Origin of the sequence: Nocardia terpenica (assembly GCF_013186535.1) — a bacterium.
In the GTDB taxonomy this organism is placed as follows: Bacteria; Actinomycetota; Actinomycetes; order Mycobacteriales; family Mycobacteriaceae; genus Nocardia; species Nocardia terpenica.
Window position 1 is genome coordinate 1,009,189 of sequence record NZ_JABMCZ010000005.1, and the last position, 14,930, is coordinate 1,024,118.

Annotated in this window: 13 protein-coding genes; 6 read left to right on the forward strand and 7 right to left on the reverse strand. The window is 69.5% G+C overall.

Annotated features, from left to right (window positions below; genetic code table 11):
* Positions 1 to 70: 70 nt before the first annotated feature.
* The gene (locus HPY32_RS40355; protein WP_082871313.1) at positions 71 to 832 is read right to left on the reverse strand and encodes a DUF3159 domain-containing protein; all 762 of its coding nucleotides are present in this window, start codon (positions 830 to 832) and stop codon (positions 71 to 73) included.
* 3 nt (positions 833 to 835) lie between these two features.
* Positions 836 to 1,246, reverse strand: a complete 411-nt coding sequence (locus HPY32_RS40360) for an OB-fold nucleic acid binding domain-containing protein (protein WP_067595688.1) — start codon at positions 1,244 to 1,246, stop codon at positions 836 to 838.
* A gap of 256 nt (positions 1,247 to 1,502) precedes the next feature.
* On the opposite strand from HPY32_RS40360, the gene HPY32_RS40365 reads away from it, so the two are divergent.
* Together HPY32_RS40365 and HPY32_RS40370 are read left to right on the forward strand one after the other, a co-directional pair.
* Entirely contained in the window at positions 1,503 to 2,219 is a 717-nt protein-coding gene (locus HPY32_RS40365; protein WP_067587346.1) for an alpha/beta fold hydrolase, read from the forward strand.
* Between the two features lie 77 nt (positions 2,220 to 2,296).
* Positions 2,297 to 2,758 (forward strand): nuclear transport factor 2 family protein, encoded by a 462-nt coding sequence (locus HPY32_RS40370; protein WP_067595686.1) that lies wholly within the window; start codon positions 2,297 to 2,299, stop codon positions 2,756 to 2,758.
* Between the two features lie 387 nt (positions 2,759 to 3,145).
* Here HPY32_RS40370 and HPY32_RS40375 read toward each other — a convergent pair whose 3' ends face one another.
* Together HPY32_RS40375 and dut are read right to left on the reverse strand one after the other, a co-directional pair.
* Complete coding sequence (locus HPY32_RS40375) at positions 3,146 to 4,054, reverse strand: DUF3710 domain-containing protein (RefSeq protein ID WP_067587343.1); 909 nt, start codon at positions 4,052 to 4,054, stop codon at positions 3,146 to 3,148.
* A 2-nt stretch (positions 4,055 to 4,056) separates the two neighbouring features.
* Positions 4,057 to 4,554, reverse strand: a complete 498-nt coding sequence (gene dut, locus HPY32_RS40380) for a dUTP diphosphatase (RefSeq protein WP_082871312.1) — start codon at positions 4,552 to 4,554, stop codon at positions 4,057 to 4,059.
* Between the two features lie 52 nt (positions 4,555 to 4,606).
* Here dut and HPY32_RS40385 point away from each other — a divergent pair, with 52 nt between their 5' ends.
* Positions 4,607 to 5,113, forward strand: coding sequence for a DUF3093 domain-containing protein (locus tag HPY32_RS40385; RefSeq protein WP_067587337.1), 507 nt, complete (start codon positions 4,607 to 4,609; stop codon positions 5,111 to 5,113).
* Positions 5,114 to 5,283: 170 nt separating this feature from the next.
* Here the strand turns inward: HPY32_RS40385 and HPY32_RS40390 are convergent, their stop codons facing one another.
* Positions 5,284 to 5,586 carry a DUF4193 domain-containing protein gene (locus HPY32_RS40390; protein WP_067587334.1) on the reverse strand — a complete coding sequence of 101 codons (303 nt, stop codon included), beginning with the start codon at positions 5,584 to 5,586 and terminating at the stop codon, positions 5,284 to 5,286.
* A gap of 449 nt (positions 5,587 to 6,035) precedes the next feature.
* On the opposite strand from HPY32_RS40390, the gene cei reads away from it, so the two are divergent.
* The gene (gene cei, locus HPY32_RS40395) at positions 6,036 to 6,713 is read left to right on the forward strand and encodes an envelope integrity protein Cei (protein WP_067595684.1); all 678 of its coding nucleotides are present in this window, start codon (positions 6,036 to 6,038) and stop codon (positions 6,711 to 6,713) included.
* A 54-nt stretch (positions 6,714 to 6,767) separates the two neighbouring features.
* Here cei and HPY32_RS40400 read toward each other — a convergent pair whose 3' ends face one another.
* A complete protein-coding gene (locus HPY32_RS40400; protein WP_082871311.1) occupies positions 6,768 to 7,691 on the reverse strand; it encodes an inositol monophosphatase family protein in 924 nt (307 codons plus the stop codon).
* A gap of 142 nt (positions 7,692 to 7,833) precedes the next feature.
* Between HPY32_RS40400 and ppgK the strand changes: the two genes are divergently transcribed.
* Positions 7,834 to 8,592 carry a polyphosphate--glucose phosphotransferase gene (ppgK, locus tag HPY32_RS40405; RefSeq protein WP_067587331.1) on the forward strand — a complete coding sequence of 253 codons (759 nt, stop codon included), beginning with the start codon at positions 7,834 to 7,836 and terminating at the stop codon, positions 8,590 to 8,592.
* 155 nt (positions 8,593 to 8,747) lie between these two features.
* A complete protein-coding gene (locus HPY32_RS40410) occupies positions 8,748 to 10,139 on the forward strand; it encodes an RNA polymerase sigma factor (RefSeq protein WP_067587328.1) in 1,392 nt (463 codons plus the stop codon).
* On the opposite strand, the gene HPY32_RS40415 is transcribed toward HPY32_RS40410, so the two are convergent.
* Positions 10,136 to 14,887, reverse strand: a complete 4,752-nt coding sequence (locus HPY32_RS40415) for an eIF2A-related protein (RefSeq protein WP_082871310.1) — start codon at positions 14,885 to 14,887, stop codon at positions 10,136 to 10,138. The genes HPY32_RS40410 and HPY32_RS40415 overlap by 4 nt on opposite strands.
* Positions 14,888 to 14,930 lie beyond the last annotated feature (43 nt).

Sequence of the window (14,930 nt, forward strand, 5' to 3'; positions counted from 1 at the left end):
CCCACCTGACCGGAAACGGCGGGCGCGCAGAGGTTCTCGTCCGGTTGTTCGCGGCGACGGCCGCGAAGGTTCAATCGCGCGCCGAGGAGGCGGGCAGATGCCCGGCGCGACGCACGGCCCACACCGTGACCAGCAACGCGACCGCGGTCAGCGGCCAGCCCATGGCGATGCGGGCGATGGCGAGCAGGCCGGTGCTGTCGGATTCGTAGAAGTGCTGCTGCACCAGGAAGCGGGCGCCGAACACCACCACCCACACCACGGTCGCCAGATCGTAGAGGCGCAGCACGCGGCGATCGGAGCGCCACTCGGTGCCGTGCCCGTTGAGCACGCCCCAGATCACCCCGGCCAGCGGCCAGCGCACCACCAGCGACGCCAGGAACACGCCCCCGTACAGCAGGCTGGCCCAGATGCCGAACAGGAAGAAGCCCTTGGCCGCACCCATCCGGTAGGCGATGAGCGCGCACACGCCCACGCCGAGGAAACCGGAGATGGCGGGTTGGATCGGCGATCGGCGCACCAGGCGCCACACCAGGATCGCGGCGGCCACGGCGAGTGCCGCCCAGATCGCGCCGGTGAGCCCCCACAGCGCGTTGGCGGGCACGAACACCACCACCGGCAGGGTGGAGTAGATCAGGCCGCTGATGCCGCCCAGCTGCTCGAGCAGGGTCTGTTCCAGCTCCTCCGCGCGGCCGGGCTCGTCGTCGACCGCGGCGGCGCGGGCGCGATCGGTGTCGGCGTAATCCTCGGGCGGCACGACCGGTAATACGGCGGTGCGTTCGTCGTCGGCCAGGGTGGCGCGCTCGGCGCCGTCGTCGTTCCGGGGTATCGGCATGGGTCAGGAATTCCCGCGAAGTTCGTAGTAGGGGTTGTACATGACCTTGGCGCCATCGCGTTCCCCGATGCGGCCGCGGACCAGGATACGGCGTCCGGGTTCGATTCCCGGGATGCGACGCCGACCGATCCACACCAGCGCGACCGCGTCGGTGCCGTCGAAGAATTCGGCCTCCAGGTTGGCGGTGGCCGCCGACGGGCAGGCGTCCACGCTGCGCAGCCGGCCCAGCATGGTGACCTCCTCGCCGCGCCGGCATTCGGCGGCCCGGCAGGCCCCGCTGGCCTCGGAGGTCTCGGCCAGCTCCTCGGCGTCGAGGGTGCCGAGATCGGCGGTCAGGCGGCGGCCCAGGCGGCGGAAATAGCCGCTGTCGGGGCCCGCCTTGCCCGCGGTCCGGTTCGCGCCCGTGAAAGGCATCTCGCACTCTTCCTGCACTGCGGACGGCGTGCTCGCACGTCGTCTCCGGTTACCAGACTTCTCGAGGTTCGGCCGGTCGGCCGACTTTGCTCGCCACTGTAGTTGAGATCCTCGCCGGATCTCGAGGCCGACGCCACCGGGAGGCGGGCATCGATTTCCTCTACGCGCACCCACCGCCGCGGCGATGATCGTACCCATAACGATTACCCATGCCCGCCTCCGCCGAACCACCCCGGGCGCCGCGTAGGCTCGGCGCGTGCCCGATCTTCCCCGCCCGGCGCTCGTGGTCGCCCTGCCCGGCACCGGATCCGACGCCGACTTCGCCCGGCGCGCCTTCGGACCCGCCTGTGCCGCACTGGATCTGCCGTTCCTGGCGGTCGAACCGGATCCGCGCGCGGTGGTGGCCAGCTGCCGCGCCGCCCTCGACACCGCCGCCCGCTCGGGCGCGGTGCTGGCCGCCGGGATCTCGCTGGGGGCGGCGATCGCCGTCGAATGGGCCTGCGGGCGTGCCGATTCCGCGTTCGGGGTGATCGCGGCGCTGCCGGGGTGGATCGGCCCCGACGCCGCCGGGTGCCCGGCAGCCCTCAGCGCCGCCGCGACCGCCGCGCAGCTGCGCGCCGACGGGCTCGACGCGGTGGTGGCGCGCATGCGCGACAGCAGCCCGCCCTGGCTGGCGGCCGCGCTGACCCAGTCCTGGACCGCGCAGTGGCCGCACCTGCCGCAGGCCCTCGACGAGGCCGCCGCCTACCCCTGGCCCGCCTCGGAAACCCTTGCGGCGCTGCCGGTTCCGGCCACGGTCGTGGCCGCCGTCGACGACCCGGTGCACCCGATCGCGGTGGCCGAGCAGTGGGCCGATCTGATCCCGCGCGCCGACCTGCACCGCATCACCCTGGCCGAGCTCGGCGCGGATCCGGGCGTGCTCGGCGCCCGTGGCCTGGCCCGGCTGACGCACCGCCACGCCGCGCACCGCTGACGCCGAAATCGTTGGGGCCGAGTCCATTACCTGTCGGGTAATCGACCCTCGCACCCGACCGGGGCACAGTGGTGATCATGACCACGTCCCGCGCCAGTGACACCGTGACCATCGACACCGCCGCCGAGACCCGCAGGGTCGTGGCGGAACTGTTGCGCCGCATCGGCGCGGGCGATCCGGACCACATCGCCGAGCTGTACGCCCCGGTCGGAGACTGGAAGCTGAACTGGCCCGAGGCCGAGCACGGCCGCGCCGAGACTCCGTGGATCCGGCACCGCAGCACCCGGGCCGACGCGGCCGACCACTACCGGGAACTGACCCGCCACCACGTGCCGGAGGAGGTGGACACCGTCGTGGAACGCATCCTCGTCGACGGCACGGACGCGGTGGTACTCGGCGAGATCCGCCAGACCGCCCGCCCCACCAACCGCCCCTACCGCGCCCGCTTCGCCCTCCACCTCACCATCGAAAACGGCCTGGTCACCCGCCACCACGTCTACGAGGACAGCCTCGCGGTCGCCCAGGCATTCGCGGGGTAGGCCGATCCCGGCCAAAAGCATGCCGGGATCACGAGTACGGCTGACGCCGGGATGACGAGGACCGCTGACGCCAGGATCACGAAGACCGCAGACGCCAGGATCACGAAGACCGCAGACGCCAGGATCACGAAGACCGCAGACGCCAGGATCACGAAGACCGCAGACGCCAGGACGACGAAGACCGCAGACGCCAGGACGACGAAAACGGCAGACGCCAGGACGACGGGGACGGCGGTACACGCCGGATGACGTGATCGGACCCCGTTTGCGGCCGCCCCGTCGTTCGGTGCCCGCTGCGCATGCGACGAAGTCGCGAGCAGCGGGTGCCGAACGACGGGGTCACGAGGCCGCAAACCGCGACGCCGGAGGCGGCGCCAATGACACAGCTCAGTTGCGGCGTAGTTGTTGCATGGCCGAGCCTTCCGCGCCGCGGCGGGGTTCCTGCTGGTCCGGGGGGACCACCGGGAACTGGCCGGTGGCGTGGGCCTGGGCCTCGGCGGCCTGGGCCGCGCGGGCCTGCTGCTGGGCCTGGATCTGCTGCTGATGGGCGGCGATCAGCTGGTCGGCCAGTTCCTGCGGGAGCACCACCGGCAGCGGCTCGCGGACCGGCAGCGGCTCGTCGCCGCGGCGGACCACCGTCTCGGCCAGGATCGCCCGGGCCGCGGCGACCAGCGGCTGGCCGTCGTCCGCGGCGCCCGACGGGCCCGCCGCGACCAGCCGGACCATCCAGCGGTAACCGTCCACGCCGATGAAGCGCAGGTCCGCGCCCTCGGTGACGGCGTGCAGCTCGCGCCCCCAAGGCCCGGTCTGCATCGATACCTGCGCGCCGTCGGTGCGCAGCGAATCGGCCAGATCCGCGGCGACGGTGCGCCATTGGCCCGGCGACTTGGGGGCCGCGTAGGCGGCGACGGTCAACCGGCCGTGCGGGGTCGCCAGGTGCACCGCCTGCGGGGTGCCGTCCGGGGTCATCTCCACTTGCAGCTGGCCGCCGGGCGGGACCGGCAGGATCACCGAACCCAGGTCCAGGCGCTGCTCGGCGACCGCGGCCAGCCGGTCGGCGACGTCCTCGTAGTCGTAGGGGCCGGTGCGCGGTCCCGAGTCGGCGGCGGGCTCGTCGTCGTATTCGGTTGCCGCGCGGGCGGGTTCGGCGTAGTCGTCGTACTCGCCGCCGTCCTCGTACTCCTCGTCCGCGTACCGGTCGTCCTCGTACTCGTCGTAGCCGTAATCCTCGGCGTCGTCGTGATACTCCGACCGCTGTAGGTCTTCCTCCGAGCGCTTCTTCTTCCGTCCGAACATCGTCATGCCTCCTTGTCGGCCGGGCCCACCCCGCCGACCCCTGTGGCCAGGCTCGCATGCCCGCCACTGGATCCGTAACCCCCTGCGCCGCGCGAGGTTTCGTCGAGCCGCTCGACCTCGACGAAGTCGACCAGTTCCACGCGCTGCACCACCAGCTGCGCGATCCGGTCGCCGCGCCGCAGCTCGATCGCGGTGCGGGGATCGTGGTTGATCAGGCACACCTTGATCTCGCCCCGGTATCCGGCGTCCACCGTGCCAGGGGTGTTGACGATCGATAGACCGGTCTTGGCGGCCAGGCCCGAGCGGGGATGGATCAGTCCGACGGTGCCGACCGGCAGCGCCACGGCGATACCGGTGCCGACGAGCACCCGCTCCCCCGGCTCCAGGATGACGTCCTCGGTGGTGCACAGGTCCACTCCCGCGTCGCCTTCGTGGGCGCGCGTCGGGACGGGGATGCCGGGATCGAGCCGCAGCAGGGAGATAGGTGGAATACCGGTCACGTACAGCGAGCCTACGCGTTCGCGCTCGGCCGCACTGACCTAGTCTGATGTCGTGTCCGACCAGCCGCCGGCAGCTTCCGGCTCCACCCCGACCACACCCGTCTACTCCGAGCGTCAGTGGGCTCCCCTGTGGTGGTGGCCGGCCGGTCTCGGCATCATCACGCTGCTCGCGGCGACGCTGCACATGGGCGCGCCGGGGGTGCAGTCGTGGCTGCCGTACGCGGTGCTGCTGCCGATCGCCACGTGGGTCCTGCTGTGGATGGGCCGCAATCGCGTAGAAGTGGTATCCGATGCCGACGGCACGCTCGAATTGCGCACGGGCAAGGCCCATCTGCCGGTAACGTATGTGGCCCGGGCTGCGGCGGTGCCGGTGAGTGCGAAGAGTGCGGCGCTCGGTCGCCAACTCGACCCGGCCGCCTACGTCCAGCACCGGCCCTGGATCGGGCCCATGGTGCTGCTCGTCCTCGACGATCCGGACGACCCGACGCCGTACTGGCTGATCAGCACGCGTCGGCCGGAGAAGGTCCTGGCGGCGCTCGGGGTGCCGAGCGCCCGGTGAACCGGCCACGCGCGGGCCGCAGGGCGGCCGCGCCGGCCGAAAGAGCCTGTCGGGTGCGGGCTGTGCCCCGACAGGAGCGTCAGCGTGCGTACCGGGACCCGGGCAGGCCCCGGCCGCGCTCGGCGTGCCGAGCGCGGGCTGACTGAATTACCTGATTACGCTCTCGACGCTCAGGCCGCGCAGTCCATGCAGATCAACTGACCGCCCGCCTCGCTGGCGAGCCGGCTCCGGTGATGCACAAGGAAGCAGCTCGAGCAGGTGAACTCGTCGGCCTGCTTCGGGATCACCCGAACCGACAGCACCTCCTCGGACAGATCCGCGCCGGGAAGCTCGAACGACTCCGCGGTATCGGATTCGTCGATATCCACGACGGCGGACGCGGCTTCGTTGCGACGAGCCTTCAACTCCTCGAGCGAGTCCTCCGACACCTCGTCGGATTCGGTGCGCCTCGGTGCGTCATAGTCGGTTGCCATGTCGTCTTCCCCTCGTCCTTACTCCGTATATCCCGGACCGGCCCCCTCCGCGTCGATCCCCTACCGGAATCGACTCGACGAGCACCGTCCCGCCGTGGTGTACGTCACGTGTACACCGGTCACCGACCGGCCCGGATCTCGGAGATCCGTACCGGATCGCGCTCGGTCAACGCAGGACATGCCCTGGTTGTTCCCGAAATCGCTCCCCTGATTCACATCAGTCGATTGGATCGGGCCGCCAGACAATAGCGGACAGCGGAGCAAAAGTCGCAATCAAAACCCACCTCGGCCGAAACTGACTGGCAATCGTCACCACGGCCCATACCCGACACCGGATTCCGTAGTCGACTGTCCAGCGAATCGTTACCGGAGCGATATCCGGCCCGGATCGCGGGCGCGCGGGGTGTCCACATGCAAGATCACTCCCGGCCAACTCGTATGGTGTGCATGTGGTTTCACTGATCACCGAGGGCCGCACCGTCGACGACAAGGGGCGCCCGTTCCTCCGCCGCCGCTACCAGCCCTGGGTCGCCATGGTCGCGATCCTCGCCCTCATCTGCGCCATCGTGTGGATCAAGGCGATGACCACCGAGGGGCACGGGCATGCGGCGATGGCCTGCAACTCGCCGACCCCGGCCGCGGACCCGAACGCGCCCAAGCCCGCGCCGCTGGGACAGCGGGTGTCGCCATCGCGGCTGCACGACGTGGAACCGGCGCCGCTGGCGCAGTCCAAGGTGCGCGTGTACAACGCCTCGGGGCAGCGCGGGCTGGCCGAGCACATCGCCTCGCGGCTGGCCGATTACGGCTTCGCGAGTCCGCCCGCGCCACAGTTCGCTAACGATCCGGTATACGTCAACGGCGACCTCCAGTGCACCGGCCAGATCCGGTACGGGGTCAACGGTCGCCCGGCCGCCGCGTCGGTGCAGCTGATCGCCCCCTGCGCCGAGCTGATCGAGGACCAGCGCGGCGACGACTCGGTCGATCTGGCCCTGGGTGAGCTGTTCAGCAACGACCTGCACCCCGACACCAATGCCGAGGAGGTCCTCAAGGCCCTGAAGAACCCCGCGCCGGGCGGCCCGAGCATCGACTCGGGCCTGCTCGACGCGGCGCGCAAGGGTCGCTGCTGATTCCGGCCGACAGCCCCCGGAATGACGGGTCAGTTCTCACGCCGGAATGACGGGTCAGTTCTGCGGAATCGCCTCCGACACGCCGAGGTGGTCGAACAATTCGAGCAGTTCGTCGGCGATGCCGGGGGCGGCGGCCACCGTGAGTTCGCCCGTCTTGCTCACCGAGCCCGCGGGCGGCAGCGACAGGCGGGCACCCGCCTCGGCGGCGATCAGGGCGCCGGCGGCCCAGTCCCAGGTGTTGAGGCCGTGCTCGTAGTGGGCGTCGACCATCCCGGCGGCCACCATGCACATATCCAGGGCGGCGGAGCCGACGCGGCGGATGTCGCGCACCCGCGGCAGCAGCTCGGCCACCAACCGGCCCTGCCGCGCCCGCCGGGCGGCGCCGTAGCCGAAGCCGGTCGCCACCAGCGCCATCGACACCGAGTCGACGGCGGTGCAGCGCAACGGGAGCGCCGTGCCGTCGACGCCGGTGCGGGTGGCGCCCGCCGCCAGCCCGGCGCTGTAGGTGACCGCGCGGTCGACGTCGACGACCGACCCGGCCAGCGACCGCCCGCCGCGCATGGCGGCCACCGAGACCGCGTAGGCGGGCAGGCCGTACATGAAGTTCACGGTGCCGTCGATCGGGTCGACGACCCATACGATCTCCGACTCGCCGCCCAGGCTGCCGCCGCCCTCCTCGCCGAGCACCCGCTCGCCGGGACGCAGCTCGGTCAGCAGGGCCCGGATCAGCTGCTCGGTCTCGGTGTCGACGACGGTGACCGGGTCGGTGGGTGAGCTCTTGGCCTGCACGGCATCGTCGGGGCGGGCATCGGCGGCGTCGAACACCTCGCGTCGGCGGGCACGCACGTGCGCGGCGGCGGTCTCGGCGAGATGAACTGCGATCCGGCGCAATTCGGCGATCTCGGACGGGTCGACGGCGGGATCGGCGGGGACGGGGGCGGGTGAGTTCACGGGGTTCGAATCGGGCACGACACCCATCGCAGCACAGATCCGGCGCGGCGCGCATTAGGCTTGTCGTGCACGACACAGACCCGTCCGTCGAGCAACCCACCACACAGCGGCGTGTATTGTGCCGCGCGCGCGTGTTTTCGACCTGGCACCACAGCGAACGAGGAGTCGTATGTCCACTCGGGGGCTAGCTTTCGGTATCGATATCGGGGGGAGCGGCGTCAAGGGCGCGGTGGTCGACCTGGCCACCGGCGAGCTCGCGCACGACCGCATCAAGATCGCCACTCCGCAGCCTTCGACCCCGAACGCCGTCGCCGAGACGGTCGCCAAGCTGGTGGCGCAGTCGGACTGGGACGGCCCCGTCGGCATCACCCTGCCCAGCGTGGTGGTCAACGGCATTGCCCGCACCGCCGCCAATATCGACAAGGCGTGGGTCGACACCGACGCGCGGCAGCTGTTCTCGCTGGCGCTGGACGGCCGCGAGGTGGTGGTGCTCAACGACGCCGACGCCGCCGGCATGGCCGAGGACCGCTACGGCGCGGCCCGCAATATCGAGGGCCTGGTCATGCTGCTCACCTTCGGCACCGGGATCGGCTCGGCCCTGCTCTATCACGGCACGCTGGTCCCCAACACGGAATTCGGACATATCGAGGTCAAGGGCAAGGAGGCCGAGCACCGCGCCGCCTCCTCGGTGAAGGAGCGAAAGGACCTGTCCTACAAGGCGTGGGCGGGCGAGGTGACGAAGGTACTGATCACCCTGGAAAATCTGCTGTGGCCGGACGTGATCGTGGCGGGCGGCGGCATCAGCCGCGACGCCGAGCACTGGATTCCCTTGCTCGGCAACCGAACTCCGGTCGTGGCCGCGCATCTGAAGAACACCGCGGGCATTGTGGGGGCCGCCATGGCCGTCGATGGCGGTATCGCGCCATGAGCATCCCTGTTCGATCGTTACAATGGAACACATGCCCGGCGGTGAGCCGGAACCGACCCCGGCCGGAGAGCCGGGTTTAACCCCCGACAGAACCGCTCCGCCGGAATGATCAACTCTGGCGTGACGCCGCACGAGACCGTCACGAAAGGGCGTACGTGGTAGCCACGAATACCCGACAGACCGCCGAATCGGCCGAAGCCGCCGACTCCGCAGAAGGTACCGCAGCACGGCCGGTCCGCAAGGCTGCCGCGAAGAAGGCCCCGGCCAAGAAGGCCCCGGCCAAGAAGGCCGCGGCGAAGAAGGCGCCGGCCAAGAAGGCCGCCAAGAAGGCGCCCGCGAAGAAGGCGGCGGCCAAGAAGGGCGCGCCCGGCGCCGAGAACGAGGTCGAAGAGACCCTCGAAGACGAGTCGTTGGAACTGGACGACCTCGGTGATATCGACGTCTCCGACGACGATTTGGCCGACGACGCCGACCTCGCCGACGAGGAGGTCACCGTCGAGGACGACGAGGCCGACGCGGAGGAAGCCGAGGAGCCGTCCGAGAAGGACAAGGCGTCCGGCGACTTCGTCTGGGACGAGGAGGAGTCCGAGGCGCTGCGGCAGGCCCGCAAGGACGCCGAGCTCACCGCCTCCGCCGACTCGGTGCGCGCCTACCTCAAGCAGATCGGTAAGGTCGCGCTGCTCAACGCGGAGGAGGAGGTCGAGCTCGCCAAGCGCATCGAGGCCGGGCTCTACGCCACCGAGAAGGTCCGCGAGCTGACCGACGGCGGCGAGAAGCTGCCCATGCAGGCCCGCCGCGACCTGAACTGGATCATGCGCGACGGCAACCGCGCCAAGAACCATCTGCTCGAGGCCAACCTGCGCCTGGTGGTGTCGCTGGCCAAGCGCTACACCGGCCGCGGCATGGCGTTCCTGGACCTGATCCAGGAGGGCAACCTGGGCCTGATACGCGCGGTCGAGAAGTTCGACTACACCAAGGGCTACAAGTTCTCCACCTACGCCACCTGGTGGATCCGGCAGGCCATCACCCGCGCGATGGCCGACCAGGCCCGCACCATCCGTATTCCGGTGCACATGGTCGAGGTCATCAACAAGCTGGGCCGCATCCAGCGCGAGCTGCTCCAGGATCTGGGCCGCGAGCCCACTCCGGAGGAGCTGGCCAAGGAGATGGACATCACCCCGGAGAAGGTGCTGGAGATCCAGCAGTACGCCCGGGAGCCCATCTCGCTGGACCAGACCATCGGCGACGAGGGCGACTCGCAGCTCGGCGATTTCATCGAGGACAGCGAGGCGGTAGTCGCCGTCGACGCGGTGAGCTTCACCCTGCTGCAGGACCAGCTGCAGTCGGTGCTGGAGACGCTGTCCGAGCGCGAGGCGGGCGTGGTCCGCCTCCGCTTCGGCCTCACCGACGGCCAGCCCCGCACGCTGGACGAGATCGGCCAGGTCTACGGGGTGACGCGCGAGCGCATCCGCCAGATCGAGTCGAAGACGATGAGCAAGCTGCGCCACCCGAGCCGGTCGCAGGTCTTGCGGGACTACCTGGATTAGGTCCTTCGGACACGACGAGCGCCGCCGGGAACTCCGGCGGCGCTTGTCGTTTCGGCCGGGGCCACCGGCAGTAGCGGCCGGAAGTACCGTCCGAAGCGAGTGGTGCCCAAGGTTCGTTGCCCTGCGGCGGGCGCGATCTCGGGAGTGAAGTACGGCTCGTGCGGTTGCAGGCCGAGAATGCGGCCCTCGGCGTCGTAGCATGCGGCGCGCAGGTGCCGCCATGCGCCTGCGGTGGCGTACCGGAGGGCGTCGGCTCCGGGTGTCCACGAGGCGATTTCGCCGTCGGGGAGCACGGCGATGTGCAGGATTTCGTGGCCGGAGTCTGCGTCCCAGATCCGCACCGACCCGTCGCAGCCGCAGGACGCCACCCGTGTACCGTCCGGGGACCAGGCGACCGCCCGCACCCAGTCGGTATGACCGATCAACTCCCGCAGCTGCTCGCCGGTGGCGGCATCCAGCATCCGCACGGACTGGTCGTCACTACCGGTCAGCACCCGGTCGCCGTGCGGCGCCCAGGCCACCGCGCGCACTCGGTCCCGGTGACCGGCCAACTGCCGCAACAACTCTCCGTCCGTGGCATCCCATACGCAGACCGCCCCTTCGCCATCGCCGGTCAGGATTCGATCGCCGTCTGGGGACCAGGCCACCGCACGCACCGCCTCGGTGTCGCGCAGGGTCAGCACGCATTCCAGGTGATCGACGTCCCAGATCTGCGTCCCGTCGGCCTCGGTTCCGACGAGTATCCGAGTGCCGTCCGGCGACCAGGCCGCCGACTTGGCGGTGTGGCTGAAATCGGCCAGTAGCACGGGCCGATCACTCCCGACCGCCCACGACGTGACGACCTCGTCGGTGCAGCCGACGAACACCCGGGTGCCGTCCGGCGACCACGCCACCGCCTCCACCATCCCATTTCCTTGCAGCCTCCACGCCGGTTCACCGCTGCGGATGTCCCACACGACCACCGCCGCACTGTTGGCCGCCAGTATGCGAGTGCCCTGCGGTGACCATGCCACCGATGCGCCGCCCGCCGGGAACACGGCTCGCAGCTCACCGGTGTCGGCGCTGAGCACCTTCGTCGGCCAGCCGACGCCGCTGCCCGTGAGAACGATCTCGGAACCGTCGGGCGACCACGCCACCGTCTCGATCCAGGAGAACCCGTAGCCGCAGTGCATTATCCGACCGGTTCGGACGTCTCGCACACTCACCGTCCCGAGGACGCTTCCGGTGAGGATTCGGGTGCCGTCGGGTGACCAGGCGACCGCCGCCTTGTCGTCGTCATCGTGCAGCGTCGACAGGGCGACACCTCGCTCGGCGTCCCAGATCGTCACATGCCCGGCACGGTCGGAGGTGAGCAGTCTCGTACCGTCGGGCGACCACGCCGCCGAAGTAGCCCCTTGGGAGGTGGCCAAGATCAGCACAGGCTCGCCGGTGTCGACATCCCGCACCAGGGCCGACCCGTCCTCCCCACCGGTCAGTACCCGGCATCCGTCCGGCGACCAGGCCATGGATGTCACCTCATCGGTGTGGCCGACCCATTCCCTCGATCGCCCGGTGTCGACATCCCACATCAGTAGCGATCCGTCGCAACCTCCGATCAGCACTCGGCGCCCGTCCGGCGACCAAGCTCCGATCCTCGGCAGGTCCACGGGACCGACCAGTTCCCTCACCAATCTGCCGGTCGCCGCGTCTCGTATCTCCGCGGTCCAGCCGCTGCCGACGACGAGAAATCTCGTTCCGTCGGGTGACCACGACACCGTACCGACCCAGCCCTCCCCTGCCGCGAACAATCGCAGCAGCTCACCGGTGGCGGCATTCCACATGCGCACCGATCCGTCACGGGCACCGGTCAGAATCGTCGCCCCCTCCGGCGACCACGCCACCGATTGGATGCCGCGCGCACCACCGGGCAGGACGAGCAGCGGTTCCCCGCTCCCGGCATCCCATATCCGTGCCGTCCCTTCTCCGCTGCCGGACAGAAATCGGGTACCGTCGGGTGACCACGCGACCGCGGCAGTCCTCACGAATTGCCCTGTCACCGTGGTCAATTCGACCCGCTGTGCGGTCGATGAGAGGGGCAGTGCGATATCGAGGCCCGCGTGGCGTAGGCCACGCAAGTCCGCACCGGCCAGAACGGCGCTATGTAACCGGCAGTCGTGCAGAAAGGCATCCGACAGGTCCGCGCCGGTCAGGTCGGCTCGGGTGAGTCGGCAATCGTGCAGGACCGCATGATCGAGCCGTGCCGACTCGAGGTGCGCAGCGGTGAGATCCACATGGTCCAGCCTGCATTCGCGCAGATCCGCACCGGACAGCCGGGCCCCGGACAGGTTCACCGGGTTCTCCGGAGTCCCGATCATCATCGAGCCGAGAAGGTCCGCGCCGGTCAGGTCGATGCCGTCGAGATCGGGGCACGGCCAGTCCCGGTATTCGGCGAGCAGGACGTACTGCAGCAGCAGTTCGCTCGCGACGCGGTGATAGCGGCGACTCCATTCGCGCAGGGTCGATACCAGCACCCCGGTGTCGCGATGGCCGTGGATCAATTGGCCGAGGAAGTCGAGTGTTTCGTCACCGGGCTGCAGGGCCCAGTCGCCGGGCCGATGGTCCTCCACGGCTTCCAGCAGGTACCGGGCCAGGAAGTACTCCTGAAAAGAGCTGTGCGCGAAGCGGAATCCCTCGGTCTCGGATTCGTCCGAACTGTCCTGCCGAACCAGGAAGGTGGCCGTGCGGAGGTCCTCCTCCAGCAGTTCGGGGTCGATCCGCCCGTACCTGCGGCCGAGCGCCGGATCGGCGGTCAGCTGCTCGTGCAGCCAATCCTCGATGGCCCCCAGATCGACCGTGCGGCTGTTCTGCCGCCACATCCACGCCGACAGGCGAGCCATCAGGGTCAGTTTGTCGCGTGCCCGCAGCTGCTCCTTGCCCTTGTCGCGTTCCAGCCACTCCTCGACGACGCGGTGGTAGATATCGGCCGCGTACACGGGCTTCCCGGCCGCTCGTCTCCGCTCGATGAACGAAACCTGTTGTGCCACAAGCTTCAAGGTGACCGGGCGGCTGGTGAGGTCGCCGAGGTCGTGGAGACTTGTGAGCATGTCGTAGACTTGGCCGGAGTCGCGGTCGGGGACGGCGCGAGCCAGGTAGTCGCGGATCTGGTCTTCGGTGAACGGGAGCAGGAGCAACGCCTCGAAGTCGTCTCCTTCGGCGATGTCGCGGTGCTGGCCGATGAACTGCCCGTATTGCTCTGCGACGGTGCGGAAGTAATGCGTCCGGCAGGACAGCAGGACCTTGGTGTCCGGGCCCGCCACCGGGTCGCTGCCGCCGCGAGGTGGGCGCAGGCTCAACAGTTCTCGGGTGAAGATCGACCCGTCGCCGCCGTCCAGGTGCACTAGTGCCTCGTCGAGTCCGTCGATGATGAACAGCACCGTCACCCGTTTGGCACGCTCGAGCAGTTCGGTCGCGGTGGGCCGTCCGGATTCGCCTGCGCTCCAGCCTCGTCGCACGCACTCGTCGAGGATCTCGGTCAGGGTCGGGACCTGTTCTCGCTGTCGCAGGCCGCTCACATTGCGCAGGTCGAAGTACAGCGGCTCGGGTAGGTCGGTCCGGCCGTGCTCTCGCTGCGACTGGATCTCGCGCATCACCGATTGGCAGGTGATCGTCTTTCCGGTGCCGTACTCCCCCAGCACCGCCGCGAGCGGAGACCGTCCGGAGGACGCCCATCCGAGCAGGTGATCGACCGCGTCGACGCGCGAACCACCCTGTACCACAGCCTGTTCCGGGTCTCCCGGGAGTTTCCCGGGACGGCCCAGGACCCTGGTGAGGAAGGGCACCGAGTCCAGGTCGGTCAGCCGGGCTCGCGCCGATCGCTTCCGGTCGGAGCGGTGGTCGCGGGTGCCGTCGGTCGGACGCGCAGCCACGGAGCGGCAATCGAGGACATTGTGCACTGCGTCCCGAAGTGCCTGCACCCAGGTATTTTTCGCGGCATTCCCACGCAATTGATCGAAGGCGCGACCGGCCGGCCGGAAGATCTGCCTGCCCTCCAATCCTTTCAGATCGACCTTGTCCAGATCCATCTTCTCCAGCAGCACCGGCACGGCGGCATTGCGTTCCACGAACGACGGCAGCTCGTGCCGGTGAATGTATTCACTCGCCAGGAAATGCCGACTGACGGCGAAGATTCCGAGATCGCCCCGATCAACCGCGTCCAGTACCTTCCGATGCCAGTCATCCCCCGGCAACAAACTCTCCGACTTGAAATCCCAGAACTCGAACTGGAATCGGTTATCGATGGCCGCGAACTCCGACAACCGCTTCCACAACTCCCCCGCCCGGCGCTCGTCCTCGGCGCTGTAGCTCAGGAATACCCGGACCAGCGGCTTACCGTCCCGGCTCACCGTGGCCGTCTGCCCATCCACGAATCTCGTTCCGACCGTGCCCAATTCGGCAAGCCGGGGCTCGGATTCGGTTGCCCGCTCCGCGACGAATCCGATCGTGCGGCCCTCCGGATGCCGGGCTCCGGTCGTATCCAACTCGACATCGGCGGAGCAGGCACGCACGGCGGCGACCACTCGGTTCAGCGAAGCAGTCTTGGCGGCTCGGGTTCCGCCCGGGTGCAGGACGTCGAGCGCCTCGGCGAGGGTGATCTCTCCGCGCTCGCCCATGTAATCGGCCAGGTTCACAGCACGTTCTAGGTCCGGATCCGTATTCCACCCCTCGACCGCCCGAAGTCTCGTTGCCGCGACCGTCGGCAGGATTCGCATCCCGCGACGGTAGGCCGGTGGCTGCCGCGGGTCAACGAGCGAA

Bases quoted from the DNA above. Each gene is read 5' to 3' on its own strand.
- HPY32_RS40355 (WP_082871313.1), bottom strand. From the start codon at position 832: ATGCCGATACCCCGGAACGACGACGGCGCCGAGCGCGCCACCCTGGCC.
- HPY32_RS40360 (WP_067595688.1), bottom strand. From the start codon at position 1,246: ATGCCTTTCACGGGCGCGAACCGGACCGCGGGCAAGGCGGGCCCCGAC.
- HPY32_RS40370 (WP_067595686.1), top strand. From the start codon at position 2,297: ATGACCACGTCCCGCGCCAGTGACACCGTGACCATCGACACCGCCGCC.
- HPY32_RS40375 (WP_067587343.1), bottom strand. From the start codon at position 4,054: ATGTTCGGACGGAAGAAGAAGCGCTCGGAGGAAGACCTACAGCGGTCG.
- HPY32_RS40390 (WP_067587334.1), bottom strand. From the start codon at position 5,586: ATGGCAACCGACTATGACGCACCGAGGCGCACCGAATCCGACGAGGTG.
- HPY32_RS40400 (WP_082871311.1), bottom strand. From the start codon at position 7,691: ATGGGTGTCGTGCCCGATTCGAACCCCGTGAACTCACCCGCCCCCGTC.
- ppgK (WP_067587331.1), top strand. From the start codon at position 7,834: ATGTCCACTCGGGGGCTAGCTTTCGGTATCGATATCGGGGGGAGCGGC.
- HPY32_RS40415 (WP_082871310.1), bottom strand. From the start codon at position 14,887: ATGCGAATCCTGCCGACGGTCGCGGCAACGAGACTTCGGGCGGTCGAG.